The sequence below is a fragment of the Prevotella sp. E15-22 genome (assembly GCF_023204875.1).
Taxonomy (GTDB): domain Bacteria; phylum Bacteroidota; class Bacteroidia; order Bacteroidales; family Bacteroidaceae; genus Prevotella.
On record NZ_CP096247.1, the window covers coordinates 1,800,993 to 1,826,766 of the forward strand.

25 protein-coding genes are annotated in these 25,774 nt (G+C 49.0%); 12 read left to right on the forward strand and 13 right to left on the reverse strand.

Annotated elements, in window-relative coordinates:
* Positions 1 to 8: 8 nt before the first annotated feature.
* Positions 9 to 449, reverse strand: a complete 441-nt coding sequence (locus M1D30_RS07330) for a hypothetical protein (RefSeq protein WP_248502480.1) — start codon at positions 447 to 449, stop codon at positions 9 to 11.
* 155 nt (positions 450 to 604) lie between these two features.
* On the opposite strand from M1D30_RS07330, the gene M1D30_RS07335 reads away from it, so the two are divergent.
* The 7 genes from M1D30_RS07335 (at position 605) to galE (ending at position 6,739) form a co-directional block, all read left to right on the forward strand.
* Positions 605 to 1,486 (forward strand): Fe-S cluster domain-containing protein, encoded by an 882-nt coding sequence (locus tag M1D30_RS07335; protein ID WP_248502482.1) that lies wholly within the window; start codon positions 605 to 607, stop codon positions 1,484 to 1,486.
* Complete coding sequence (gene rsxC / locus M1D30_RS07340) at positions 1,483 to 2,853, forward strand: electron transport complex subunit RsxC (RefSeq protein ID WP_248502483.1); 1,371 nt, start codon at positions 1,483 to 1,485, stop codon at positions 2,851 to 2,853. Before M1D30_RS07335 ends, rsxC begins: the two co-directional genes overlap by 4 nt.
* Positions 2,850 to 3,851: an RnfABCDGE type electron transport complex subunit D gene (locus M1D30_RS07345; protein ID WP_248502484.1), complete on the forward strand. Its 1,002-nt coding sequence runs from the start codon at positions 2,850 to 2,852 to the stop codon at positions 3,849 to 3,851. Before rsxC ends, M1D30_RS07345 begins: the two co-directional genes overlap by 4 nt.
* Positions 3,848 to 4,417 (forward strand): RnfABCDGE type electron transport complex subunit G, encoded by a 570-nt coding sequence (locus M1D30_RS07350; protein WP_248502486.1) that lies wholly within the window; start codon positions 3,848 to 3,850, stop codon positions 4,415 to 4,417. Before M1D30_RS07345 ends, M1D30_RS07350 begins: the two co-directional genes overlap by 4 nt.
* A gap of 4 nt (positions 4,418 to 4,421) precedes the next feature.
* Positions 4,422 to 5,003, forward strand: a complete 582-nt coding sequence (locus tag M1D30_RS07355) for an RnfABCDGE type electron transport complex subunit E (RefSeq protein ID WP_248502488.1) — start codon at positions 4,422 to 4,424, stop codon at positions 5,001 to 5,003.
* Positions 5,004 to 5,009: 6 nt separating this feature from the next.
* Complete coding sequence (gene rsxA / locus M1D30_RS07360) at positions 5,010 to 5,612, forward strand: electron transport complex subunit RsxA (RefSeq protein WP_248502496.1); 603 nt, start codon at positions 5,010 to 5,012, stop codon at positions 5,610 to 5,612.
* 86 nt (positions 5,613 to 5,698) lie between these two features.
* Positions 5,699 to 6,739 carry a UDP-glucose 4-epimerase GalE gene (galE, locus tag M1D30_RS07365; protein ID WP_248502498.1) on the forward strand — a complete coding sequence of 347 codons (1,041 nt, stop codon included), beginning with the start codon at positions 5,699 to 5,701 and terminating at the stop codon, positions 6,737 to 6,739.
* Positions 6,740 to 6,756: 17 nt separating this feature from the next.
* Here galE and M1D30_RS07370 read toward each other — a convergent pair whose 3' ends face one another.
* The 5 genes from M1D30_RS07370 to M1D30_RS07390 form a co-directional block, all read right to left on the reverse strand.
* Positions 6,757 to 7,434 carry an RNA polymerase sigma factor RpoD/SigA gene (locus tag M1D30_RS07370; protein WP_248502500.1) on the reverse strand — a complete coding sequence of 226 codons (678 nt, stop codon included), beginning with the start codon at positions 7,432 to 7,434 and terminating at the stop codon, positions 6,757 to 6,759.
* Between the two features lie 69 nt (positions 7,435 to 7,503).
* Positions 7,504 to 8,424 carry an endonuclease/exonuclease/phosphatase family protein gene (locus tag M1D30_RS07375; protein ID WP_248502502.1) on the reverse strand — a complete coding sequence of 307 codons (921 nt, stop codon included), beginning with the start codon at positions 8,422 to 8,424 and terminating at the stop codon, positions 7,504 to 7,506.
* Positions 8,425 to 8,436: 12 nt separating this feature from the next.
* Positions 8,437 to 9,990: a peptide MFS transporter gene (locus tag M1D30_RS07380; RefSeq protein ID WP_248502503.1), complete on the reverse strand. Its 1,554-nt coding sequence runs from the start codon at positions 9,988 to 9,990 to the stop codon at positions 8,437 to 8,439.
* Between the two features lie 10 nt (positions 9,991 to 10,000).
* Positions 10,001 to 10,756, reverse strand: a complete 756-nt coding sequence (locus M1D30_RS07385) for a porin family protein (RefSeq protein WP_248502504.1) — start codon at positions 10,754 to 10,756, stop codon at positions 10,001 to 10,003.
* 9 nt (positions 10,757 to 10,765) lie between these two features.
* Positions 10,766 to 12,085: a LysM peptidoglycan-binding domain-containing protein gene (locus tag M1D30_RS07390; protein ID WP_248502506.1), complete on the reverse strand. Its 1,320-nt coding sequence runs from the start codon at positions 12,083 to 12,085 to the stop codon at positions 10,766 to 10,768.
* Between the two features lie 75 nt (positions 12,086 to 12,160).
* Here M1D30_RS07390 and M1D30_RS07395 point away from each other — a divergent pair, with 75 nt between their 5' ends.
* Positions 12,161 to 12,853, forward strand: a complete 693-nt coding sequence (locus M1D30_RS07395) for a gliding motility-associated C-terminal domain-containing protein (protein ID WP_248502508.1) — start codon at positions 12,161 to 12,163, stop codon at positions 12,851 to 12,853.
* Positions 12,843 to 15,722: an excinuclease ABC subunit UvrA gene (gene uvrA, locus M1D30_RS07400; RefSeq protein WP_248502510.1), complete on the forward strand. Its 2,880-nt coding sequence runs from the start codon at positions 12,843 to 12,845 to the stop codon at positions 15,720 to 15,722. Before M1D30_RS07395 ends, uvrA begins: the two co-directional genes overlap by 11 nt.
* On the opposite strand, the gene feoB is transcribed toward uvrA, so the two are convergent.
* Together feoB and M1D30_RS07410 are read right to left on the reverse strand one after the other, a co-directional pair.
* Positions 15,693 to 18,116, reverse strand: coding sequence for a ferrous iron transport protein B (gene feoB, locus M1D30_RS07405; RefSeq protein ID WP_248502512.1), 2,424 nt, complete (start codon positions 18,114 to 18,116; stop codon positions 15,693 to 15,695). The genes uvrA and feoB overlap by 30 nt on opposite strands.
* Before the next feature lie 102 nt (positions 18,117 to 18,218).
* Positions 18,219 to 20,000, reverse strand: coding sequence for an oxaloacetate decarboxylase (locus tag M1D30_RS07410; protein WP_248502514.1), 1,782 nt, complete (start codon positions 19,998 to 20,000; stop codon positions 18,219 to 18,221).
* A 154-nt stretch (positions 20,001 to 20,154) separates the two neighbouring features.
* On the opposite strand from M1D30_RS07410, the gene M1D30_RS07415 reads away from it, so the two are divergent.
* The gene (locus M1D30_RS07415; protein ID WP_248502516.1) at positions 20,155 to 20,907 is read left to right on the forward strand and encodes a hypothetical protein; all 753 of its coding nucleotides are present in this window, start codon (positions 20,155 to 20,157) and stop codon (positions 20,905 to 20,907) included.
* A gap of 4 nt (positions 20,908 to 20,911) precedes the next feature.
* On the opposite strand, the gene queF is transcribed toward M1D30_RS07415, so the two are convergent.
* From queF to M1D30_RS07440, 5 genes are read right to left on the reverse strand one after another with little or no spacing between them, the layout of a single operon-like run.
* Positions 20,912 to 21,385 (reverse strand): preQ(1) synthase, encoded by a 474-nt coding sequence (gene queF, locus M1D30_RS07420; RefSeq protein WP_248502518.1) that lies wholly within the window; start codon positions 21,383 to 21,385, stop codon positions 20,912 to 20,914.
* A gap of 6 nt (positions 21,386 to 21,391) precedes the next feature.
* The gene (locus M1D30_RS07425) at positions 21,392 to 22,516 is read right to left on the reverse strand and encodes a hypothetical protein (protein WP_248502520.1); all 1,125 of its coding nucleotides are present in this window, start codon (positions 22,514 to 22,516) and stop codon (positions 21,392 to 21,394) included.
* A gap of 23 nt (positions 22,517 to 22,539) precedes the next feature.
* Positions 22,540 to 22,980: an RNA-binding S4 domain-containing protein gene (locus tag M1D30_RS07430; protein WP_248502522.1), complete on the reverse strand. Its 441-nt coding sequence runs from the start codon at positions 22,978 to 22,980 to the stop codon at positions 22,540 to 22,542.
* A gap of 5 nt (positions 22,981 to 22,985) precedes the next feature.
* Positions 22,986 to 23,597 (reverse strand): aminoacyl-tRNA hydrolase, encoded by a 612-nt coding sequence (gene pth / locus M1D30_RS07435; protein WP_248502524.1) that lies wholly within the window; start codon positions 23,595 to 23,597, stop codon positions 22,986 to 22,988.
* Positions 23,598 to 23,614: 17 nt separating this feature from the next.
* Complete coding sequence (locus M1D30_RS07440) at positions 23,615 to 24,211, reverse strand: 50S ribosomal protein L25/general stress protein Ctc (protein ID WP_248502526.1); 597 nt, start codon at positions 24,209 to 24,211, stop codon at positions 23,615 to 23,617.
* A gap of 206 nt (positions 24,212 to 24,417) precedes the next feature.
* Between M1D30_RS07440 and nusB the strand changes: the two genes are divergently transcribed.
* Positions 24,418 to 25,416 carry a transcription antitermination factor NusB gene (gene nusB / locus M1D30_RS07445; RefSeq protein ID WP_248502528.1) on the forward strand — a complete coding sequence of 333 codons (999 nt, stop codon included), beginning with the start codon at positions 24,418 to 24,420 and terminating at the stop codon, positions 25,414 to 25,416.
* 12 nt (positions 25,417 to 25,428) lie between these two features.
* Positions 25,429 to 25,752 carry a preprotein translocase subunit YajC gene (yajC, locus tag M1D30_RS07450; protein WP_248502530.1) on the forward strand — a complete coding sequence of 108 codons (324 nt, stop codon included), beginning with the start codon at positions 25,429 to 25,431 and terminating at the stop codon, positions 25,750 to 25,752.
* Positions 25,753 to 25,774 lie beyond the last annotated feature (22 nt).

Sequence of the window (25,774 nt, forward strand, 5' to 3'; positions counted from 1 at the left end):
CAATCATTTTATGATTTCAGCAAGTTCTCAAAGAAATCATCCAGATCCTTGTCCAGATCCTTCATCAGTTCAGTGTCAATAATCACGGTGTCATCATCCACCACATAGAGTTCAGCTACCGAATCGCGATCCTCATCCTCTAGTACAAAGGCATAGGGTTTGAGAATCGAGAGGTTTTCCATCAAGTCTTTCTCCTTCTCAATACATCCGCGAAAAACAGAGGCGGCTTGATTATAGAAGTCGTCATCCTTGTTCTCAATCCACTGCTCCACCACACAGCGTGTAAGCTCGCGTTCATCGTCGTCGAACACCTGAACCTCACCCGTATCCTGATTAGCTCTGATATGGATATCGGTAAGCACCGATGCCTCGATGTTGTTAGGAAACTTCTCGGCCACCTTTCTTAGTGCCCTCAGAATCTGTTGCAGTGTTTGTTCTGTTGCATTCATAACTTTGGTTTTCACTCTTTTTCAGTGCAAAAGTATCAAAAAAGATTTGTATTTGCAAGCGAAACGTCATATTTTTGAAAAAAAAGACCATTCCTTCACCCTAAATCATTTTTTTGTAGTACCTTTGCACAAACAAATTGAACTCAACAAAACTTATGGATTTTTTTCTTATTGCGGTGATCGTTTTGGGTAGCATAGGACTGATAGCAGCCATTGTGCTGTACGTATGTTCCAAGAAGTTTGCCGTCTACGAAGACCCACGCATTCAGCAGGTCAACGCATTGTTGGCGGGTGCCAACTGTGGTGGATGCGGCTTTGCCGGATGTGGAGGACTTGCTGAAGCTTTGGTTAAAGGTGCCGACAAAGGCAACATTGACGGACTGAATTGTCCAGTGGGTGGTGTCGACACGATGACTCGCGTGGCAGATCTTTTGGGTATGGCCATAGCTAATGGCGAATCCAAGATAGCTGTCGTGCGATGCAGCGGTTCGTGCGACAAGCGCGTTAAAACTGCAGAGTATGTAGGGTTACATACCTGTGCTGCCATGCACGCTTGCGGTGCCGGCGAGACCGGTTGCGGCTATGGTTGTTTAGGTTGCGGTGATTGTATTGACGCATGTCCCTTTGATGCCATACACATGAACCCTGACACGAATCTTCCCGAGGTCGACGAACAAAAATGTACTGCTTGTGGATCATGTGTAAAGGCGTGTCCACGCACTATCATCGAGCTCCGCAAGAAAGGCGTCAAGGGACGCCGTGTCTTCGTATCATGCGTTAACAAGGACAAGGGCGCCGTTGCCATAAAATCATGCAAGGCTGCATGTATAGGTTGTGGAAAGTGCACCAAGGCTTGCCAGTTCGACGCCATTACCCAGGGTAACAACGTATCATACATTGACGCCAACAAGTGTCGACTGTGTCGCAAGTGCGTTGAGGCATGTCCTACCAAGGCTATCCATGCCGTTAATTTTCCTGAAAGGAAATCGGACGTTCCTGTATCAGTTGAGCAACCCGAGAAAACCACATTATCATGAATATCAGAACATTTCGCATAGGAGGTATCCACCCCGAGGAAAACAAGCTGACGCACGAGGAAGTCACTCAAGTGGCTCCTCTTCCCCAACAAGCCATATTCCCTTTATCACAACATATCGGAGCTCCAGCTCGTCCTGTTGTTCAAAAGGGCGACAAGGTAAAAGTGGGTACCCTTTTGGCCGAGGCAAGCAGTTTTGTGTCGGCCCCCATCCATTCGTCCGTTAGTGGCATAGTGGCCAAAATCGATTCTGCCATCGATGCCACCGGCTATCGCAAACCCGCTATATTCATTGATGTTGAGGGTGACGAATGGGAGGAAAGCATAGATCGCAGCTCAACATTAGAGACTGTGAGTAATCATCCTGAACTCACCTCACAAGAGATTATAGAGCGTATTAAACTAGGCGGTATTACAGGCATGGGTGGTGCTGGATTTCCCACCTTTATCAAATTATGTCCGCCTCCCACAGCCAAAGCAGAATGCGTCATCATCAACGCCGTGGAGTGCGAACCATATATCACCGCCGACTACCGTCTGATGATGGAGAAAGCAGATGAGATACTCGTAGGTTTAGAACTTTTGATGAAAGCAGCCAAGGTCACAAATGGCTATATTGGCATCGAGACCAACAAGCCCAAGGCCATCGCCCTCCTCACTCAGAAATGCGCCGAGGTGTTCCACAGCTCACCCTATCACGTCGAGGTGGTTCCCTTGAAACAGCGCTATCCCCAAGGTGGCGAGAAGCAACTCGTAGATGCCGTTATCCGTCGACAGGTACCAGCGCCGCCAGCCATTCCAGTAAACGTTGGAGCAATAGTTCAGAACGTTGGCACTGCATATGCTGTATATGAAGCAGTTATGAAACGCAAGCCATTATTCGAACGCTATACCACCGTCACAGGAAAGCGTCTTCAAAAACCCAGCAACTACTTGGTACGCATGGGCACCCCCATGCAGATGCTCATCGACCTATGCGGAGGATTGCCCGAAGGCGAAAACAAACTCTTGGCGGGTGGCCCCATGATGGGCAAAGCCCTCACCTCGACAGAAGTTCCCATTTGCAAGGGCACCAACTCTGTCACCATTCTTTCTGGCGATGAAGCCCGTCGTCTGGAACCCCAGCCCTGCATCCGTTGCGCCAAATGCGTAGGTGTATGTCCCATGGGATTGGAGCCCTATCTGCTGTCCAAGCTCTCTGCCTTTAAACAATGGGAAGAAGCCGAGCACGAAGACATTATCAGTTGTATTGAGTGCGGCTCTTGCCAATTCACATGTCCTGCCCATCGTCCCCTGCTTGATCATATCCGCCAAGGCAAACAAACAGTCATGGGTATTATTCGAAACAGAAATACAAAGAAACAATGAATAAATTCATCGTATCATTATCGCCACACATCCATGGCACCGATACCGTTGAGCGCAACATGTATGGTGTTCTCATAGCCCTCTTACCTGCTCTCTTCGTATCATTTGCCTATTTTGGAATAGGATCAGCTATTGTCTGTCTCACAAGTGTGACAGCTTGCATTTTCTTGGAGTGGTTCATCAATCGTTTTGTACTAGGCAACCAGCGCAATACAATCCTTGACGGCTCGGCCGCACTTACAGGTCTGCTTCTAGGCATGAATCTGCCCTCCAACCTCCCTATTTGGATAATCTTTATCGGAGCTCTCTTTGCAATCGGCGTAGGTAAGATGACCTTTGGCGGACTAGGCAACAACATCTTCAATCCTGCCCTTGTTGGCCGATGCGTCCTATTAGTGGCATTTCCAGCCCAGATGACTAGTTGGCCCCAACCTGGTCACTTGCTTCAATACACCGACGTCACTACAGGTGCCACCCCACTAGCACTGATGAAGCAAGCCATACAAAACCACGATGTCGAAGTACTAAACCAACTGCCAGATGCCTTTAGCCTTCTCTTGGGCAACCATTCGTTAGGCGGAGGTGCAGGTACTATTGGTGAGATTTGTGGTTTAGCCCTTTTGGCAGGCTTTGCTTTCATGCTATGGCGCCGCATCATTACTTGGCACATCCCCATAAGCATCATTGCCACCGTGTTTGTGTTCAGCGGCATTATGCACCTAATTGATCCAGTCTATGCAGACCCTACCACCGTTATCCTTAGCGGCGGTCTCCTTTTGGGAGCCATTTTCATGGCCACTGACTATGTCACATCACCCATGACCCCAAAAGGACAGTTAGTCTATGGCATTTGTATCGGTCTACTCACCATCATCATTCGCAACTGGGGAGCCTATCCCGAGGGCATGTCGTTCGCCATTCTCATCATGAACGCATTTACGCCACTCATCAACAATCAATTTAAGCCCAAACGCTACGGAGAGGAGGTAAAGAAATGAAGAAGCTAGAATCCACCTTTATAAATATGGTTTTAGTCCTCACAAGCGTTGCTGTACTCATGGGACTAGTCCTGGCTTACATGAACCATCTCACCGCTACCCCCATTGCTCTTCAGAAAAATGAGGCCCTTCAGGAAGGTATTAAAAATGTGATGGCCAGCAACAAAATCGAAGTAACCTCTATAGATACTCTTCACCAATGCGACGCTAAGGGTAAGGACCAAGTATTTATTATCTATCATAACAAGAAAGGGGCTGCTGTAGAAAGTACTACACTAGGATTCGGTGGTCCACTCAAGGTTCTAGTAGGCTTCAATGCCGAAGGCACCATTTTGGGCTATACCATCCTCGAGCACCAGGAAACGCCAGGTCTTGGAGCTAAAGCAGACCAGTGGTTTCAAGAGGGACAGAACGGCTGCATCATCGGAATGACCCCTGCAGACAGCCTCTATGTCAAGAAGGACGGTGGCCAAGTAGATGCTATCACCGCCTCAACCATCACGAGTCGAGCCTTCCTACTGGCAGTGAACAACGCATATAAAGCATATTTAGGATTGAAGAATTAAAGTCATGAGTTATATCCAGATTATCAAGAACGGCATCATCAAGGACAACCCCACATTTGTCCTTATGTTGGGCATGTGTCCCACGCTAGCCACCACCACCTCTGCCCTCAACGGTCTATCGATGGGGTTGGCTACCATGACCGTGCTTCTATGCACCAACGTCGTCATCTCTTGTATCAAGAACATCACCCCCGACAAAGTACGAATTCCCGTATTCATCGTGATTATCGCTGCCTTTGTCACCCTGCTCCAAATGGCCATTAAAGCCTATCTGCCAGACATCGACAAAGCTCTAGGTCTATTTATTCCCCTTATTGTGGTCAATTGCATCATATTGGGGCGTGCCGAGGCCTTTGCCGCCAAGAACACACCACTAGCATCCCTTGTTGACGGAGTCGGCATCGGACTAGGCTTCACACTTGGTCTCACTCTCCTTGGCATTGTGCGCGAGGTTCTAGGCTCAGGTTCCATCTTTGGTTGGACCTTCATTCCCGAGCATTATAACATCCTGCTCTTTGTTCTTGCCCCAGGCGCCTTTATCACATTGGGCTATCTCATTGCTATTGTAAACAAACTGAAGAAATAAGAGACTATGGAATACATTCTGATTTTTATCAGCGCCATTTTCGTCAACAACATAGTATTGGCGCAGTTCCTCGGCATATGTCCATTCCTGGGTGTTTCCAAGAAGATAGGTACATCTATGGGCATGTCCATGGCCGTAGCCTTCGTTATGGTGCTCGCCACCTTTGTTACCTGGCTCGTCCAGACCTTTGTTCTGACGCCAGCAAATCTCGAGTATCTGCAAACCATCGTATTCATCCTTGTCATCGCCTCACTTGTACAGATGGTCGAGATTATCCTCAAGAAGCTCTCACCCACACTCTATCAGGCCCTAGGAATTTTCCTTCCTCTCATCACCACCAACTGTGCTGTGCTCGGTGTAGCAATCCTAGTCATCCAGAAAGACATGACTCTCCTTCAGAGTTTAGTCTATGCCTTCTCAACTGCCATTGGCTTTGGCTTGTCACTCACCGTTTTTGCCGGCATCCGCGAACAACTGGCTATCACCAACATCCCAAAAGGCATGCGTGGCATGGCAATTGTATTGGTCACAGCAGGTTTGTTAAGTCTTGCCTTTATGGGTTTTTCTGGCGTAGATGTTGGTCTTCGCAAACTCATGGGTCTTGAATAAAAACAACGAAAAGGATGGTGATTTCAGAAAAAAACACTATCTTTGCACGCAAAACAAATAAAACGAACTTCTAAACTATAGAAAAAATGAAACAAACAATCCTCGTCACAGGTGGCACCGGCTTCATTGGCAGCCACACCACCGTAGAACTGCAGGAAGCAGGTTATGAAGTAGTCATCATCGATAACCTCTCTAATTCTAATGCCAATGTTGTTGATGGTATCGAGAAGATCACAGGAATCCGTCCTGCTTTCGAGCAAGTTGATTGTTGCGACTTCGAGGCCCTGGAAGGTGTGTTCAAGAAGTACCCCAAGATTGAGGGAATCATCCACTTTGCAGCCTCAAAGGCCGTAGGTGAGAGCGTCGAGAAGCCTCTACTCTACTATCGCAACAACCTTACCTCACTCATCAATCTTCTGGAGCTCATGCCAAAGTATGATGTCAAGGGTATTATTTTCTCATCAAGCTGCACCGTATATGGTCAGCCAGCACCTGAGAATCTACCTGTCACAGAGAATGCACCCATCCAGAAGGCCATGTCGCCTTACGGCAACACCAAGCAGGTGAACGAGGAGATCATTCAGGACTACATCCACAGCGGTGCCCCCATTAAGAGCATCATCCTTCGTTATTTCAACCCCATCGGTGCCCACCCATCAGCACTCATCGGCGAATTGCCCAATGGTGTGCCCATGAACCTTATTCCTTTCGTCACTCAGACTGCCATGGGCATTCGTCAGCAGTTGAAGATTTTTGGAAACGATTACAACACTCCCGATAAGACCTGTATCCGCGACTATATCTATGTAGTTGATTTGGCTAAGGCTCACGTCAAGGCCATGGAGCGTGTACTCGACAAGCCTGAGTGCGAAGCTGTTGAGGTATTCAACATTGGTACTGGTAAGGGATTGTCTACACTCGAGGTTGTTGAGGGCTTCGAAAAAGCTACAGGCGTAAAAGTTAACTGGACCTACGCTCCACGTCGTGAAGGCGATATCGAGCAGGTTTGGGGTAATGTCGACAAAGCCAACAAGGTTCTTGGCTGGAAGGCAGAGACACCTACAGATGAGATCCTGCGTACAGCATGGCGCTGGCAAGAAAAACTGCGCGAGCGTGGTATTCAGTAAGAAAAGAAAAATAGCGATTAGGCTTTCCTAATCGCTATTTTTTTTCTCATGCGCCGTGTGGCACGATCTCGTATCTGGCGCACCCGTTCTCTTTTGAGTCCCATCTGTTCGCCAATTTCACTCATTGTCATTCTTTCCGTTCCAATGCCGTAATAAGATACGATTACAGCCTTTTCCCTATCATTCAGGTCCTCCAGCGCTTGTTCAATTGCTTCCGCAAGATTAGCATCATATACTCTCTGGTCGGCCATGGGCGAGTCTGAATTCACCAATACAGACAACAGACTTACATTCGCCTTCGAGCCCAGTGGTGCATCCACCGACCGTGTCTGTCCATCACATGTACTCTCCACGCGCTGTTCCGAGCTCTCTTTGTCCAACGCTTTCTCTATCTGTCGTCTGATAAACACCACGGCATAGTTAACAAACCTAAGTCCCCTTGTGGCATCAAATTTCGTTGCAGCTTTCATCAGACCCATGTTGCCTTCACTCACCAGGTCTTCCATACTCAGTCCTTTACCCTGATACTGGCGTGCTATCACCACAACAAACCTCAGATTCGCTTCTATCAATTTATTCAGAGCCCTCTCATCCCCTTTCAGGACGCGGGCAGACAGGCGTGCTTCCTCCTCTTCAGTGAGTAACTGCTCACGCCCTATCTCGTCAAGATATGTATTCAGTATTTTGTCTTCCATGCCGCAAAGTTAGTGTAATTCGTGCGAACTACCAAATTTTATCAGTGGATTTTCCCAGGTGTCGTCCATCTAATCCATCTTAAAACGCACGACCAAAGGCAAGTGATCACTATATCCACGCTGATAACGCATTCCACGAAAAGTGCGTCGTGGTCGTTTCCCCCCATACGTCGGTTCCTCTTCCATCAGAAATGGGGCATCATTAATATAGGAATTATCTACCTTCGCAGCCAGACCAGGAGATACTAACACATGGTCAAGCGAATGCCATTCACCTCGATAACGATAGTTTGCAGGTGCGCCATGAAGGCCACGAGCCCCTCGGGTCACATTTATAAGACCAGAATGACAAAGTAACTGTATAGAAGGACTGTCAGCATAGTCGTTAAAGTCGCCAGCAATCAAGACCTTGGACTGATCATTGATATGCGATAAAGCCTTTAGGATTATTTGACTTACTTGCAATCGGTAAGCCTGAGTCTCAAGTTCTCCACCATAACGACTAGGGGCATGAACAACAAAAACATGTAAGGTATCACCAGAAACACATTGTCCTTTCACATAGAGAACATCACGTGTAGGACGCATATCATTCACCACTGGCACCTCCAAATAGTCATAGCATAAGGGACGGAAGCTATGCGGCTGATATAAGAAAGCCACATCAACGCCACGGACATCCTTCGATTCCGTCATCAGGTATTGATACCCTGCATGACGGAGTAGAGATCTACGAGTCAAATCTCTGAGAACCGAATCATTTTCTACCTCTACTAAAGCAACAATATCGGGTAAATCATCGGAACAGGACAAAATCTCCTGCCCAATATCATTCAATTTGTTCCAATATTTCGTTGGCGTCCAATGGCGTATACCATCAGATAGAAATTCAGAATCCTCCTTTCCCACATCATGCTGAGTATCAAACAAATTTTCACAGTTCAACTCAACAAGCGTGAGAAAGGAGGATAGCAAAAGTGAAATAATCACCTATAGTTATATTTACTTAGTAACACGTTCAAGCCACTTAACCATACCGAACATGATAGCCATAGATATAACACAGACTACGAGGAACACTGTCCAGCAGATCCAAACAGGCCATTCATTATAGATAAGCGGACCTATCCACAGCAAGCCGTTACCCACGGCCGTAGCACCCAACCAAAGACCCTGACAGAGGCCCTGAAGATTTTTAGGAGCCACCTTTGATACAAATGACAAGCCCAGAGGCGAGATAAACAGCTCAGCTACAGTAAGGAAGAAATAAGTAACGATGAGCACCCAAGGACCTGCCTTCAGGCCTGCCTTGGCAGAGTCAGCCAAAGCGGTAAATTCGTTGGCAGAGGGATAACCCTGTGTTGCAGAATAAATAGCCAAGAACAAATAAGCAATACCTGCGATACCCATACCATAGGCAATCTTACGAGGCGTAGAGATGGCCTTGCCGCTCTTGGTGAGCTTAGCGAATATCCACATGATAATGGGCGTAAGGAAGATAACAAAGAATGGATTTACAGCCTGCCAAATCTCAGGAGCAATAGAGTCAGTTTGAACAAAGTCGCGTGCGAAGAACGACAACGACTGACCATTCTGGTGGAAAGAGAACCAGAAGAATACAGCAATGCCAAGTACAGCGAACAAAGCGTACATGCGCTGCTTAATCTCCTTAGCCATAGCAAGCTTCTCCTCCTCCGTATAGTCAACAGAAGTTGTTGCTTCCTTCTTGCCTGGTGTGGGGAATAGATGTTTAGACCACAGGAAGATGCAAAGAGAGATGAGCATGGTGACCACAGAGGCAATGAACGAATAGTGGATGCCCGTATTGAAGATGTCAAGATACTGGGTGCAGAAAGCCGAAAGATCAGCAGTGTTGCCACCTACCTTAACCACCAACTCGTTGAGGTTGGTCAAATCATTATCAGTGATATTACCAGCAATATACGCGTGACACAACTTAGGCAGGTCCGCATTATAAGTGAGTCCATGAACATTGAGCCACCAACTACGGAGAAGGGGCGCAATAAACGGAGCCACGAGGGCACCCACATTGATAAACACATAAAAGATCTGGAAACCAGCATCACGCTGACCCTGAGCCCATTTCAAGCGCTCTGGTCCTTCTTGTGCAGCCTTAGCTTCGAAGTTGTCGTACATCTGACCCACAATGGCCTGAAGGTTACCCTTGAAAAGACCGTTACCACAGGCGATAAGTGCCAGAGCGAAGATGGTGAACGGCAGGAGCCACGACATGTTGTCAGGAGTAGAGAGTACAGGGATTGAAAGGAGCACATAGCCCAGAGCCATCACCACGAGACCCCAAGCAATGGTAGCCTTATAGTTCTGGGTACGGTCAGCGATGATACCTCCCACAAGACTCAACACATAGATAGCGGTAAGGAACATGGCTGCGATGAAGCCACTCTGTCCATCGGTCAAACCGAACTTTGAGCAGAGGAACAACGCCAGTACGGCGTTCATGATGTAATAGCCAAAGCGCTCGCCCATGTTACTGAGGGCAGCGAGCAATAGCCCTTTTGGATGGTTTTTAAACATAATTTGTTAGTTATTTAATTTTTGGGTTCTTACTGCGATGGATATCGAAGAGCCAGGTCATTTTGATGACAATATTCGATAGGTTGGAACGACCGAAATAGTCGCGTTTTGAATTGCCGAAGATATCGCCCAGACCATAGTAGTATCGGCCCTCCACTAGAAAATGTCCCAACTTGGGCACAGAGAGTTCAAGTCCCAGACCACCTGCGATGCCATAGTCCAAGCGGTGCTCTACAGACATACTATCTTGAGCCACGATCTTGGAAGTACGGTCAGTGAGGTTGGGTTGGGTAATGTCGAAAGAGGCAGAGGTCTTCTCGTTAAGGAAGTAGCCAACTTGAGGACCAGCCTGAGCAAAGAACTGAAGTCCACGGCGCTCACGTCCCCACCCCATACGGGCGAAAATAGGCACTTGAAGATAAGTCATATCACGACGATAGGTCTCGGCCACCCCCGTAAGAGGATTGACCACAGGTTCATCGCCAGGCGTCAGGATACGCTCTTTCCATCCCAACTGAGCATAGTTAAACTCAGCCACGATAGCACAGATGCTTGAGAAATATTTCTCTGAAGTATAACGCAGGGTAAAACCGCCTGTGAGTCCAGTATGCTGGTCTTGAGGAACCTCTGGACTAAAGCCAACGCTACTCAACACATAGCCACCATTAACACCAATAGCGAGTTCATCGCGATGGTCACCCACCTGAGCTCCTGTCGTAAGTGTAAAAAAGAGGAGAAAAAAGAAAACAAGATGTCTGTGATTCATATGCTCCTCTTAATAGTTGATCGTTTCAATGGTACGGTCGTCCTTATAATGAACAAACATAAAGGCACGGTTCTGCAGTCCACCAGCACCAATACGTTCAAATTTCAATGGTGTCTGTACTGGTTGATAGCCAAAGCGTCCAGCGGCACCATCGAACGACTTTCCATACTTATGGAGTCCACGCAGGAAGAACACAGCGTGGTCAAAGCCTGTGAGAGCAAAGCGAGGCAGAGCGTTGATCATGTCCTGACCAAAGTTCTGACGATAACGACGCTGAAGTTGCTCCGTCTGTGCTGATTGAAGATTGGTATAGAAAGGGGCTGGAATATAGACATTATACTTATGAAAGTTATCTTTCTGATACTGCGTATACATCATCCACTCCGTATATCCGAACATTGAAATCTGGATATCAGGATTAGCAGCCTTAACAGCGCTGAGTCGACCGAAAGCAGAAAGAAGCTCTGGCGAACGAGCGGTATTGAGAATAACCAAGTTAGGCTGGTTCTTTACAAAAGCCGAAGCAAAATTGAGTTCAGACGACTTCAGACTGGTAATATTGTACTTAATATCACGCACCTCCAACTGACGACGATAGGTAGACGTGAAAGCGCCCTTAGTACTTGTCGTGTCGCCACAGTCGATAATGATGGGATGATAATCCTTGAACCACTCCACACAACGGCGAGCAGTCGTCTCTACCTGATCATTAGGCACCTGATAAACCTGAAACAAATTACGGTTAGTGTAGATCTCAGGAGCATGGATAGAGAAAGGAATAACGAGACGTATGTCGTTCTTGGCAGCAAAAGTTGCCATCGGCTCCACCTGTTTAGAATAAAGCGGGCCAATGAGAATGTCACACTGGGCAGCGGCAGGATCGGCCAGAAGGGCGCGCACGTCGCCATCCTCAGGCAGGTTCCATGCATGAACATCAACAGATATTCCCTCACGTTTCAGCGAGTCACAAGCCATGAGAACACCCCTATAGTACTCCACCATACGCTTACCATCGTTATTGTTTTTATGCAAAGGCAGCATAACACCCAAACGAATGACATTTGAAGAAGTTGGCGCAACAGAAGAGGATACTGAGGACGCACTAACAGGAATCGTAATGACGGCACCTTTCTTAAGCTGATAGTCAGGCTGCTCCATACCAGGATTAGCCTGAACCAGTTCCTCCACGGTGATACCATACATACGGGCAATGCCATACATGGTCTCTTTCTTCTTTACCTCGTGGGTGACCTTCGTCTGAGCCAGAGCCAACACAGGCATCAACAAGGCCAAGGTGCATATCAGAAAATATCTTAATAAATGTCTCATAATCTCATTTTTTCGGTTTTCGCCGACAAAAGTACAAAATAAATTCGTAACTTTGCCCACAAAATAGAAAGAATTATGAAAAAGAAGATAATCTTGTCGTTCGGAATGCTGTTTTTGACATTTATGACAGCATCAGCACAGACAATAAGTCCCAAGGCTATCTATACAGATAGCACAGGCGTGGTAAACGAAGTAACAAGCATTGACAACGGACAGGCACCATTGGAGGTTAGTTTCAGGGCTAACCCCTCAGGACTTGGTGCCCATACAGCATCATACGAATGGCACTTCCGCCGCGATTTGGGCAACAACAAACTGGAGGAAATGTTTGTGCGCTACGAAGAGGACACACAATACACCTTTACAGAGTCGGGCACCTACTCCATCCTTCTGAAAGCGACTTTGGACGACGAATCAGAGATAAATCCCGATAGTATCAAGATTGTCATCTCAGACAGTTGGCTGGAGTTTCCAAACGCATTTACACCCAACGGCGACGGACTGAACGATACTTATCATGCCAAACCTGGCTACAGAAGCATCGTATCGTTCCAAGCCACCATCATCAACCGATGGGGCCAGAAGCTGTTCACATGGAACGACCCTGCAAAAGGATGGGACGGCACCTATCATGGCTCTAAATGCAAAGAGGGCGTGTACTTCGTCATCGTTAAGGCACGTGGTGCCGACGGCCGTGAATATAACATTAGAAAAGACGTGAATCTATTAAGACATTATTCTGAGGGAGGAAGCACAAGTGGCAAATAACGAAGGCGAAAAGATTTGCGTCTATGGCGCACGTGTGCACAATCTGAAAAACATTGATGTGGTGATTCCTCGAGGATCACTGACTGTGATTACAGGACTGAGCGGTAGTGGTAAGTCATCACTGGCCTTCGACACGATTTTCGCCGAGGGACAGCGACGTTATATAGAGACGTTCTCGGCCTATGCGCGCAATTTCCTAGGCGGCATGGAGCGCCCTGACGTTGACAAGATTACGGGTCTGTCGCCAGTCATCAGCATCGAACAGAAAACCACCAACAAAAACCCACGCTCAACGGTTGGCACCACCACCGAGATTTACGATTACTTGCGACTGCTTTTTGCACGTGCTGGTAAAGCCTACAGTTATGTAACGGGCGAAGAGATGGTGAAATACACAGAGGAGCGCGTGATCGAGATGATACAGACGGACTATGCCGGCAGGAAAATTTTCATCTTGGCACCTGTAGTCAGAAACCGTAAGGGTCACTATCGCGAACTGTTCGAGAGTATGCGACGCAAAGGTTACCTGACAATGCGTGTGGATGGCGAGGTGCAGGAAATTCGACAAGGCATGAAGGTTGATCGCTACAAGAACCACGATATCGAGGTCGTGATTGATAAGTTAAGCCTTCCTGCAACTATAGAACCGGAAAGTATTGATAAAGAACGTCTTAAGAAGAGTGTTGAGATAGCCATGAAGCAAGGCGACGGTCTCATCATGATTCTGGATAAGGATACGAACGAGGTAAAACACTTCTCCAAGAGACTGATGTGTCCCACATCGGGCATTGCCTATAGCGACCCTGCCCCCAATGTCTTCTCGTTCAACTCTCCCCAAGGCGCCTGTCAGCGATGCAAAGGTCTGGGTGTGGTCAGCGAGATCGACCTGAGCAAAGTCATTCCCAATCCCAAGGCAAACATCCGCGAGGGTGGCATCGTACCCTTGGGAAAATATAAAAACCAACTCATCTTCTGGCAGGTTGAGGCCATCCTTAAGAAATATGATCTGACGCTGACAACACCCATTGACGAGATTCCAGACGAGGCCATGAACGAAATTCTGTATGGTGCATTAGAGAACGTGCGCATTGACAAGGAACTGGTTCACACCTCAAGCGACTATTTCGTGACCTTCGATGGCGTGATAAAATATCTGCGCGACATCATGGAGAGCGATGAGACTGCCAACGGACAGAAATGGGCCGAGCAGTTCCTTGAGGACTGTGAATGTCCTGAATGTCATGGTCAGCGACTGAATCGCGAGGCCTTATCGTATCGCATCTGGGACAAGAACATTGCTGAGTTGTGCGCCATGGACATCAGCGAACTGCGCGAATGGCTCGACAAGGTAGAGGATCACCTCGACAAACAACAAAAGCAGATTGCCACAGAGATTCTCAAAGAGATTCGCACACGCGTAGACTTCCTATTAGAGGTAGGCCTGGACTACCTGTCTCTTAACAGACAGTCAGCCTCTCTTTCTGGTGGTGAGAGTCAACGCATCCGACTGGCCACACAGATTGGCTCGCAACTGGTAAACGTACTATATATCCTCGACGAGCCTTCCATCGGCTTGCACCAGCGCGACAACGAACGACTCATTCGCTCGCTGAAGGAACTGCGCGACCTGGGTAATACAGTGATTGTCGTGGAACACGACAGAGACATGATGCTGGCAGCCGACTATATTGTTGACATTGGTCCAAGGGCAGGACGAAAAGGTGGCGAGGTGGTATTCCAAGGCACACCTGCAGAGCTGCTGAAGACCAACACCCTGACAGCGCAATACCTGAATCGTAGTCTGAAGACAGATATTGCCAGCGAGAACAGCACCACCAGAAGAGCAGGCAACGGCAAGAGTATCACCATTCACGGAGCCAGTGGCAATAACCTGAAGCATATTGATGCATCGTTCCCTCTGGGAAAACTCATCGTAGTGACAGGCGTATCCGGCTCTGGCAAGTCGACCCTCATCAACGAAACCCTGCAACCCATCCTATCGCACCATTTCTATCGCTCATTACATCGTCCCATGCCCTACGAGAGCATTGACGGCATCGAGCATATCGACAAGGTGGTGAACGTAGACCAGAGTCCATTGGGACGCACGCCACGCTCAAACCCTGCCACATATACAGGTGTCTTCTCAGACATCCGTTCACTGTTCGTGGAACTGCCTGAGGCAAAGATTCGTGGCTATAAGCCAGGCCGCTTCTCGTTCAACGTAAAGGGAGGCCGATGTGAAACCTGCGGAGGTAATGGCTATAAGACCATCGAGATGAACTTCCTGCCCGACATTCAGGTTCCTTGTGAGGAATGTCATGGCAAACGCTATAATCGCGAGACCTTGGAGGTGAGATACAAGGGAAAATCTATTGCCGACGTTCTCGATATGACTATCAACCAAGCTGTTGAGTTCTTTGAGAACGTGCCCGATATTCTGAGGAAGATCAAGACTATTCAGGACGTAGGACTGGGATACATCAAACTGGGACAGCCCTCCACCACCCTTTCTGGTGGCGAGAGTCAGCGTGTAAAACTGGCCACAGAACTGTCAAAGCGCGATACTGGTCGCACATTGTATATCCTCGACGAGCCCACCACTGGTTTGCACTTCGACGACATCCGTATCCTGATGCAGGTGATTCACAAATTGGTGGATCGTGGCAACACGGTCATCATCATCGAGCACAACCTCGACGTCATCGCCCAGGCCGACCATATCATCGACATGGGACCAGAGGGCGGACGCAATGGGGGCACCATCCTCTGCGAAGGCACACCTGAGGAAGTAGCAAAGAGTCTTAAGGGTTATACGCCCAGATTCCTGAAGCAGGAATTAGAAGAGGCTTCCAATCTGAAACACTAAGGCCGACACCACCCACGCCAGCACGGAGGTATAGATAGCAGCCACAAGTGCCCAGCGCCATGAGCCAGTCTCGTTCTTGATGGCCACAATCGTTGCCACGCAAGGGAAGTAGATAAGCACAAAGAGCAGATAGCAATAGGCAGCCAGTGTGGAGATGCCGTCGGCAGCCATCAACTGATGAAGACGCGTATATTTCTCTGTATCGTCTGAGAATGTATCATCGTCAGCAAACGAGTCGTCACCACTATATAGCACACCTATCGACGAGGCCACAATCTCCTTGGCGCCCACGCCAGCAATCAGACTGACATCGAGTTTCCAATTAAAACCCTGAGGCGTGAAGATAGGCTCCACGGCCTTACCCATCCTGCCAATATACGACTGCTCCTGCTGTTCCTGGTTCGACAGCTCATCGTGGTGAGGGAAATATCCTAAGGCCCACACAAGGACAGAGGCCACCAGGATGATGCCACCCATCTTCTTCAGATACTCCTTACCCTTTTCCCATGTATGTCTGCCAATAGCCTTAGCCGTCGGCCAGCGATATGGGGGCAACTCCATCACGAAGGGCGTGTCCTCGCCTTTCAGCACGAACACGGCAAATATCTTACTGGCAACGACCGATAGGACAATACCCACAGCATAAAGACTTATCATGACCCACGAGCGATACTCAAGCGCAAAGAAAGTACCTGTAATCATAATATAAATAGGCAGGCGCGCTGAGCACGACATAAAGGGAAGAATCATCATGGTAATAATACGCGAACGGCGACTCTCAATCGTACGTGTAGCCATCACAGCAGGCACATTGCATCCAAAGCCCATCACCAGGGGGATGAACGACTTTCCATGCAGTCCCATCTTATGCATCAGTCTGTCCATGATGAAGGCAGCACGCGACATATAGCCTGAGTCTTCCATCAACGAGATAAAGAAATACAGAATAAGAATCTGTGGCAGGAACACGATGACGCTACCCACGCCACCAATAACGCCCCCAACAAGCATCGAGCGCAGGGGACCGTCGTCCATACTGTTCTCCACCAGTTCGCCCAGCCATGCCACGCCAGCGTCAATCCAGTCCATGGGATACTGCCCTATGGCGAAGGTCGTCTGAAACATCACGAAGAGAATAGCAAAGAAGATGGGGAATCCCAGGAAACGGTTCGACAGAACATTGTCTATCAAATGCGTCCAGCGATAGGTATCCTCCTTCGAGCCCGTCTTATAGCCAGCCTCCTTCAAGGCACCATTAATAAAACCATACTTAGCGTCCATAATGGCCGTCTCAGAATCGTTACCAGTCTCTTCCTGCACACGGGCAGCAGCCACATCGCGAGCCTGCAGCAACTGCTTTCTGTCCTCAGGACGATGTTCCTCAGCCAGATGACTTCCCACATACTGAAGCACATCACTATCATGCTCCAGCAGTTTGATGGCCAGATAACGGGTTGAGTAACGCAAGCGAATATGCTCGTCGGCCTTCAGGTATTTCTGAATATGCTCAATACCCTGCTCAATCTCATGACCATAGTTAATGTGAATATGACGCGTCAGCTCCTGCTTCTCGTAGGCCTGAATAACAGCACGGAACAGTTCCTTCACACCCATGCCACTCTTAAACGACGTAGGAACCATGGGCATACCAAAGAGCGACGACAGCGTCCTGAGATCTATACGGTCGCCACGACGCTCAAACTCGTCATACATGTTCAGCGCGCAAACCATACGCACGTTCATGTCCACGAGCTGGGTGGTGAGATACAGGTTACGCTCCAGGTTCGAAGCATCGATAACGTTAATCACCACGTCAGGCATCTTTTCACTCAGGTGCTTGCGCACATAGAGTTCCTCAGGCGAATAGCACGACATGGAATAGGTACCAGGAAGATCGGTCAGCAAAAACTCATAGCCGAACATCGTGGCGTGCGCCTCGCTCGCATCAACAGTAACGCCAGAATAGTTGCCCACATGAGCATGCGCACCCGATGCATAGTTAAAGAGCGACGTCTTGCCACAGTTGGGATTACCCACCAAGGCCACGTGAATCGTACGGCGCTCGCGCATAGCCTCTCGCTGCAGGCGCATAGCCCTTTCTTGTTCCATGCTTTCGTCATCAGGAACCGACTGGGCCTGCACATCGCTGAACGACGTCTGCTCCAAACTCCCCTCGTTGACCACCTCAATCTGTTCTGCCTCCTGATGGCGCAACGACACCTCGTAGCCCATCACCTTATATTTCACTGGGTCCTGCAAAGGGGCATTCATCAGCACCTCCACCGTTTTGCCCTTCACAAAGCCCATCTCGATGATACGCTTTCTGAAGCCACCGTGGCCCAGCACCTTGACGATAACGCCCTTTTCACCCGTTTTCAGTTCCGATAACTTCATCTCACCTATTTATATTTGGGTGCAAAGATACAAAAATAATAAAGAAAATGCCACCGAAACCCATAAGTTTCGATGGCATATACCTAAAAATGATGATAGATCTTACTTATCGTCGCGCTCAATCCAAGCCAGCACGTCGCCCTTGCGCACCTTAGCACCCTGTTTGGCGCTCACCTCAACGAGCTTACCACCAAGGGCAGCAGGAACGGGAACAATCTCGCCCCATTTCTCCATGAGGTAGCAGAAGGTCTGACCCTCCTCGTACTTCTGACCGATGAACGGCTCCAGACAGGGAGCGCACTCACCCTCGCCATTAAACTCGTAGAAAATCTGACCAGCAGAGGGAGCCACCAGGGCGTCAGCCTTAGCGTGCTTGAAGGCAGCCAGCTCCTCAGCGCTCATCTTCGAGCCCAGCTTAGCGTCCTTAGCCTTCTGCAGGTCGGCCAGGAACTGCTTCTTAGCCTGACCGCTCTTATAGGCGCGATACTGCTCTGGGTGCATGGCCAACTCGAAGAGTTCCTCGTTGTCCTTACCATAATCCCAGCCGTTCTCGTCCATCTCCTTCTTGAAGCCGTCGAGGGCGTTCTCCAGAAGCGTGTGGGGATCCACATCCGTAAACTCACGGTTCTGCTTCTTGGCCAACTCAACGAGCTCAGGATCCACTGTTCCAGGAATTTTTCCTGACTTACCCAGGATCATGCCCCACATAGCGTCGTCCATCATCACGAAGCGACCCTTACCCTGCTCAATGGTGAGGAGGTTCATCAGGGCGATGTTCTTCGTGTACTGAGAGAACGGTGTAACCAATGGGGGATAGCCCACGCGAGGCCATACATACTCAACCTCATTAAACAGCTTCACCAGCATGTCGTCCATGGTCAACTCAGCCTCGCCCTTCTGAGCGCGAATCTTGTTGATCATGGTCTGAATGCCACCCAGGTCGGCCATCATCGAACCCATCATGCCACCAGGCAGTCCGCAACCCAGCAGGAGTGACGACATGTGCTTGTTGGCAGGATTGATGAAGTAGCCCAGCCACTCGTCAATGAACTCCTGAGTCAGCGTACGAGCCTGCATATAGGCGTTCATGTTGATCTCAGGCACATCAAAGCCCTCGTTCTTCAGCATTGACTGAACAGAGATGATATCTGGGTGAACCTTACCCCATGACAGAGGCTCGATAGCAGTATCGATAATGTCGGCACCATTGTTACAAACCTCCAGGATAGAAGCCATTGACAGACCAGGACCAGAGTGGCCGTGATACTGGATGATAATCTCAGGATGCTTTGTCTTGATAGCCTTGGTCAGGGCACCCAGCATAGCGGGCTGACCAATACCAGCCATATCCTTCAAGCAAATCTCCTCGGCACCAGCGGCGATCACCTCGTCGGCAATGTTAGAGTAGTACTCAACGGTGTGAACAGGAGAGTTCGTGATACAAAGGGTAGCCTGAGGAATCATGCCAGCAGCCTTGGCCCATTTGATTGAAGGAATGATATTACGCGTGTCGTTCAATCCGCAGAAGATACGTGGGATGTCCACACCCTGTGCCTTCTTCACCTTGTACATCAGTTCACGAACATCATCAGGAACAGGATACATACGAAGCGCGTTCAGGCCACGGTCCAGCATGTGAGTCTGGATGCCGGCCTCATTGAAGGGCTTACAGAAAGCACGAACAGCATCGTTAGGATTCTCACCTGCCATCAGGTTCACCTGCTCAAAGGCGCCACCGTTGGTTTCCACACGTGAGAAACAGCCCATCTCAATGATCACAGGGGCGATGCGCTCCAACTGATCCTTGCGAGGCTGGAATTTTCCAGACGACTGCCACATATCGCGGTAGACGAGACTAAACTTGATTTTCTTCTTTGTTGCCATAATTTTTTATATATTACTTCACTAATTTCCTAAATTGGATGCAAAGTTACGAAATATTTTTTATATCAGAATTCATTTTCTGAAAAAAGCGGTTATCCAAAAGGCATAATTCATAATTATTTAGTAACTTTGCAGCAAATAATGACCAAAGAAGATGAAAAAAGCACTAGTTTTTGCCACTATTTTCGCCTTAGCGATGCTCAGCAGCTGTAGTCAGACGAAAGAAAACGACAATCAAGTCGAGTCATCAGAAGTCGACTCACTCCTTAACGACGACGCCACCATCTATGGTCTGGCGTGCGACGGCTGTAACGACACCATCGTCGTCTTTCTCACCCTCGATTACGACGGAGGCGACCCAGACACGCTCAACGTACTCGACGCCACTCGCCAGCACATGGTGTTTGGCAACATCCGCATTGGCGATAAGTTGGCCATTGTGCGCGATGAGCAGGACTCTACCAAGGCGCGCATGCTTGTCGACCTCGACAACCTGATGGGCGAATGGTGTCAGCAGGTGCTCCCCACCCTGCGCGAAAGGGCCGACATGGAAGGACTCACCCATCACGAGAAAGTGGAACAACTGCCAGATTCCATCCGCGAGTTGCTCCACATTCCCCATGAGTATACATACGTGTTCAAAAGCGACAACGTGCTCTTCACCAAAGGTGCCAACAGACAGGCTACCAGCGACGAGATGCTTCCTGTGGAGTATCCTCCTCTGAAGCGCTATCGTGAGTGGGCCTTCAACAAGGGTCAGTTTCTGCTCATTGAGTCGAAGACCGATTCGCTGGGCAACAACATCGTTGTGAGCACTGATACCGTCGACCTCATGTTGCTCACGCCCGACTCACTCGTCTTGCGCTTCAACAACGGTCCACGCGGCTTCTACAGACCCGTCATCTGATAGTTTACAGACCCGTCATCTGATAGTTCATCAGACGCTGCTGGGCCATCTCCTCGTACTTTGTGCCAGGACGGCCGTAGTTGGCGTACGGATGAATGCTGATGCCGCCACGAGGTGTGAACAAGCCAATCACCTCGATATACTTCGGATCCATCAGTTTCACCAGGTCCTTCATAATCACGTTCACGCAATCCTCGTGAAAATCGCCATGATTGCGGAACGAGAACAGATAGAGTTTTAAGCTTTTCGACTCCACCATTCTCTCGCCAGGCATATACAGGATTTTTATTTCCGCATAGTCGGGCTGACCAGTGATTGGACAGAGCGAAGTAAACTCAGGACAGTTAAACTGCACCCAGTAGTCGTTCTCTGGGTGCTTATTCATAAAGGTCTCGAGAACCTCAGGCGCATAGTCAGACTTATACTCCGTCTTGCGACCCAGGTTCTTCAATCCCTCTTGTTCTCTCTGATTACTCATAACTTATTAGTAATTAAATGTATAGATAATACTCTCAGCACCTTTACTTACAGTCATAGTATGGATGCTCTTATCATTGTTCAACGTTGTTGAAACATTATATTCCACGTTCTCTTCACCCTGCTTACCCTTCGCCTTCTTCAGGATACTCGTACTGCGCGTATAGCGGAAAAGCGAAGCCAGCAGATAAGGGTCGCATTCCTCCACGCCACGCACCAGCTGGTTGGCGTCGATGCTCTGACAGCGGTTGTCGTTAGCACTATAGGTCAACTCCAGGTTGCCCACACGCTGGCCACCCTCAAAGAAGAACAACTGCTTGATGTTGCGCAGACTGTCCGAGTTCAAGCTCACACCCTCCTTGCCAAAGTCATGCGTAATCAGCACATTCTTCGTAGCCGTCACGTGGCGATAGTTAAACACATAGTTGGCGTAAACAGGATACGAATAGCCATCCACCGTTCTATAGTAAGTTGAGTATGTCACCGTGTCCGTAGCGTTCGTCAGCAAGTTAGGCTGATAGTCGCGACCAAGCTTCGCAGTAAAGTCAGAAGCCTTATCCTTCACCGTCATCGTGCTGTCCAACTTACTGTATCTGATGGTCAGGTCCTGCAGCGTAGTGCCGTTCTTCGTGATTCTCACCATCAGGGGGCGATGCTGCGCATCATAGGCAAGCTCCACCAGACTGCCGTCCGTACCACTGATCTCCCTCACGTCGGCAGCACTTCCCAGCGAGCCGTCGCCACGCGTAGCATACTGATAGAACACGATGGGCGCATAGGCATCCGAGTGATCCGTATCAAAAATCCTGATGCCGCCATAGCGAGCCACGCCAGTGGTGTTCTGCTCAAAAGCCAGCTCCTGACTATAGAGCACGGCAGCCTTACCCTTCTTCGTCGTCACGTCAATCCATGAGTTGTCAGCCCCATCAAACTGATAGTTGTCGATAGCCCAGTTGCCATAACCAAAGAAGACGAGCGAGTCACCAGTATTATTAGCATAATAAACGTTCAGACCGTTACTCGTAGGCTTTGCCACCACGAAGCCAGCCTGATAACTCTCTTCATTACTGAGGCACGAAGCCACTAATGCCGAAAAAGCAAAAATACCTAAAAAAGATTTGATTGTTTTCATTGTTTAATGATTTTATGTATTGGTTAAATATCGTCGTCGTCATCGTCGTCGTCCCAACTGTCAAAGTCGAACCCCGTAAAGCCCTCCAGCGAAGGCGTCACAAAAGCATCCATCGCACGACGGTCTTTCTTCGTGGGGCGACCCGTGCCGCGAGCGCGATCCACAAAGCCGCTAATACGGTTCATCTCCAGCAACTCATACTGGTCCTGTGGCGTCACGTTCTCATAAATCTCAGGCAGCAGTTTTGCCCCCACCCTTTGTTCAATGGTCTTCAGAATCTTGAACGAATAGGTCACAGGCGGCTTACGCACTCTAATCACGTCGCCCTCCTTCACCATGCGCGAAGGCTTTACGTTCACGTTGTTCACAGCCACGCGTCCGTTCTTACAGGCATCCGAGGCGATCGAGCGTGTCTTGAAGATACGTGCCGCCCACAGCCATTTGTCTATTCGTGCTTCGTTCATCCCTGCTAATCTTTTTTCTCTGCGCCAGCAGCCTTGACGGCCTGCGGACCCTTGCCATACTTATTAAACTGGTTCATCGTGATGTTGATGCCAGCCAGCACAAAACTCCTAATAATGTCGCCAGCCATGTCGATCGAAGGCTGCAGCACCTGCATGTCCTCCTCGCTATAGCGGCCCAGCACCCAGTCCACCTGGGCACCACGCGGATAGTCATTGCCAATGCCCATACGCAGGCGTGCATAATCCTGACCAATCAACTGCTGAATATGTCCCAACCCGTTGTGTCCGCCGTTCGACCCATTCGCCTTCAGTCGGAAGGCACCCAGGGGCAGCGCCACATCGTCGCTGATCACCAGCAAGTTCTTCTGGTCAATATTTTCTTTGTTCAGCCAATAGCGCACGGCATTGCCACTCAGATTCATATACGTCGATGGTTTCAGCAGTATCACTTTTCGCCCTTTCAGCGAAGTCTCAGCCACGAAACCATATCGTTTATCCTCAAAAACGATATTGGACGCCTTTGCAAAAGCGTCCAATACCATAAAACCTGTATTGTGGCGGGTCTGTTCGTATTCAGAGCCTACGTTGCCCAAGCCTACAATTAAGTACTTTTCCATTACGAAAATCAAAAATATTACTGTGCAACGGCAGCAGCGGCAGCCTTTGATGCACGAGTCTCCTTCACTGAGCATACAACCACCTGAGCGGGAGTAGCCAGAGTCAGACCCTCGAAGCTCAACTCGCCAACCTTGATAGCCTTACCCAGAGCCAGGTTGGTAACGTCGATATCGAGAACCTCAGGAATCTGCTTGTAGGGAGCGGTCACGTCAATCTTACGGATTGAGAGGTTCAGCTTACCACCGTCGCGAACACCCTGAGCCAGACCGTTGAGCTTAACGGGAATACCAACGGTGATTGCCTTGGTATCGTTGATCTCGTAGAAGTCAGCGTGCAGCAGTGCGTCTGTTGTGGGGTGGAACTGCAGCTCCTTGATGATAGCCTTGTGCTCCTTGCCGTCGATGGTGAGGTTCACCACGAAAACGTGAGGACTGTAAACAGCCTTGCGGAGCTCTGAGAATGAAGCAGTGAATGCGAGTGCCTCGGGCAGACCGTTCTCACCCTTCTTCTCACCATAAAGGTTACAGGGAACCAGACCCTCCTTGCGGAGTTCCTTAGAAGCCTTCTTGCCAGTAGCCTCACGCTTCTGGCCATTGATTGCGATTTCTTTCATAACGTTTGTGTTACTCTAAATTAAGTTATTATACATAAAATTTGTTTGACTTAATTCGCCATCACACGAAAAAAGCGGGTGCAAAGGTACGAAAAAGAATTGATAAAACATAACTGTTCATAGAAAAAATTTAAAAATTGCCTGTTTTTCTTGTGTAATCACGGAAAAATCACTAAATTTGCATCCGATAAAAAACGTCATACCACATGATTAATAGGGAAATCATTAGAATTAAGATTGTTCAGTTAACCTACGCGTACTATCAAAATGGTAACAAGAACATGGACACAGCAGAGAAAGAGCTCTTTTTCAGCCTGTCGAAGGCCTACGATCTCTACAACTATCTGTTGTCTCTCATGGTTGCCGTCACTAAGGAATCGCGTCGACGCCTGGAGGTGCTTCAGGCCAGAGCCCAGCGCGAGGGACTTCCAGAGCCTTCGCAGAAGTTTGCTTACAATCGCTTCGCCTTGCAGTTAGAGAACAACAGGCAGCTGGCAGAATTTTTGGAAACACAAAACCGTTCATGGGCCGACTACCCCGAGTTCATCGGCAAACTCTTCGAGCAGATTGAACAGAGTCAGCTCTACAAGGACTATCTGGAGAGCAAGGACGACGACTACGCCACCGATCGCGAGTTGTGGCGCCGTCTCTATCGCACATTCATCCAGGAGAACGAAGACCTGGATCAGCTTTTAGAGGAACTGAGTCTTTATTGGAACGACGATAAAGAGGTTGTCGACACTTTCGTCATCAAAACCATCAAGCGTTTCGACGAGAAGAACGGCGAGAAGCAGGAGCTGCTGCCTGAGTACGACTCAGAGGAGGAGCAGGACTATGCTCGCAAGCTGTTCCGTGCCACCATCCTCAACGGCGACGAGTATCAGCGCATGATGACTGAGGCTTCGCGCAACTGGGACTTTTCTCGCCTGGCCTACATGGATGTCATCATCATGCAGATTGCCATTGCCGAGATGCTCACCTTCCCCAGCATCCCCGTCAGCGTCACCATCAACGAGTTTGTCGACCTGGCCAAGCTCTACTCTACCCCACGCTCTAGCGGCTATATCAACGGCATGCTCGACGCCATCGCCCGTCACCTCATTCACACGGGTCGCCTGCTGAAGCACATGGACGACAAGAAGGACGACAAGAAGGACGATAAGAAGTCGGACAAGAAACAAAACAACGACACTAACAACAAATAAACATAAGCAACAATGACAAATCTCTTTTTAGCAGCCCAAGGGGCTGGCGCCCAGGGCGGTGGCATGAGTATGATCCTGATGATGGTTGCCATCTTCGCAATCATGTGGTTCTTCATGATCCGTCCTCAGCAGAAACAGCGTAAGGAAATCCAGAAGTTTCAGAACGAGCTTCAGCGTGGCACACAGGTAGTGACTGGTGGTGGCATCTATGGCACCGTCAAGAGCATCGACCTGGCCAAGAACACTGTCGAGGTCGAGATCGCACGCGATGTGGTGATCACCGTCGACAAGGGCTTCGTCTATAAGGACACCACAAGCACCACGCTTCAGAAGTAAGTCACCATACTAAAGGTATTGT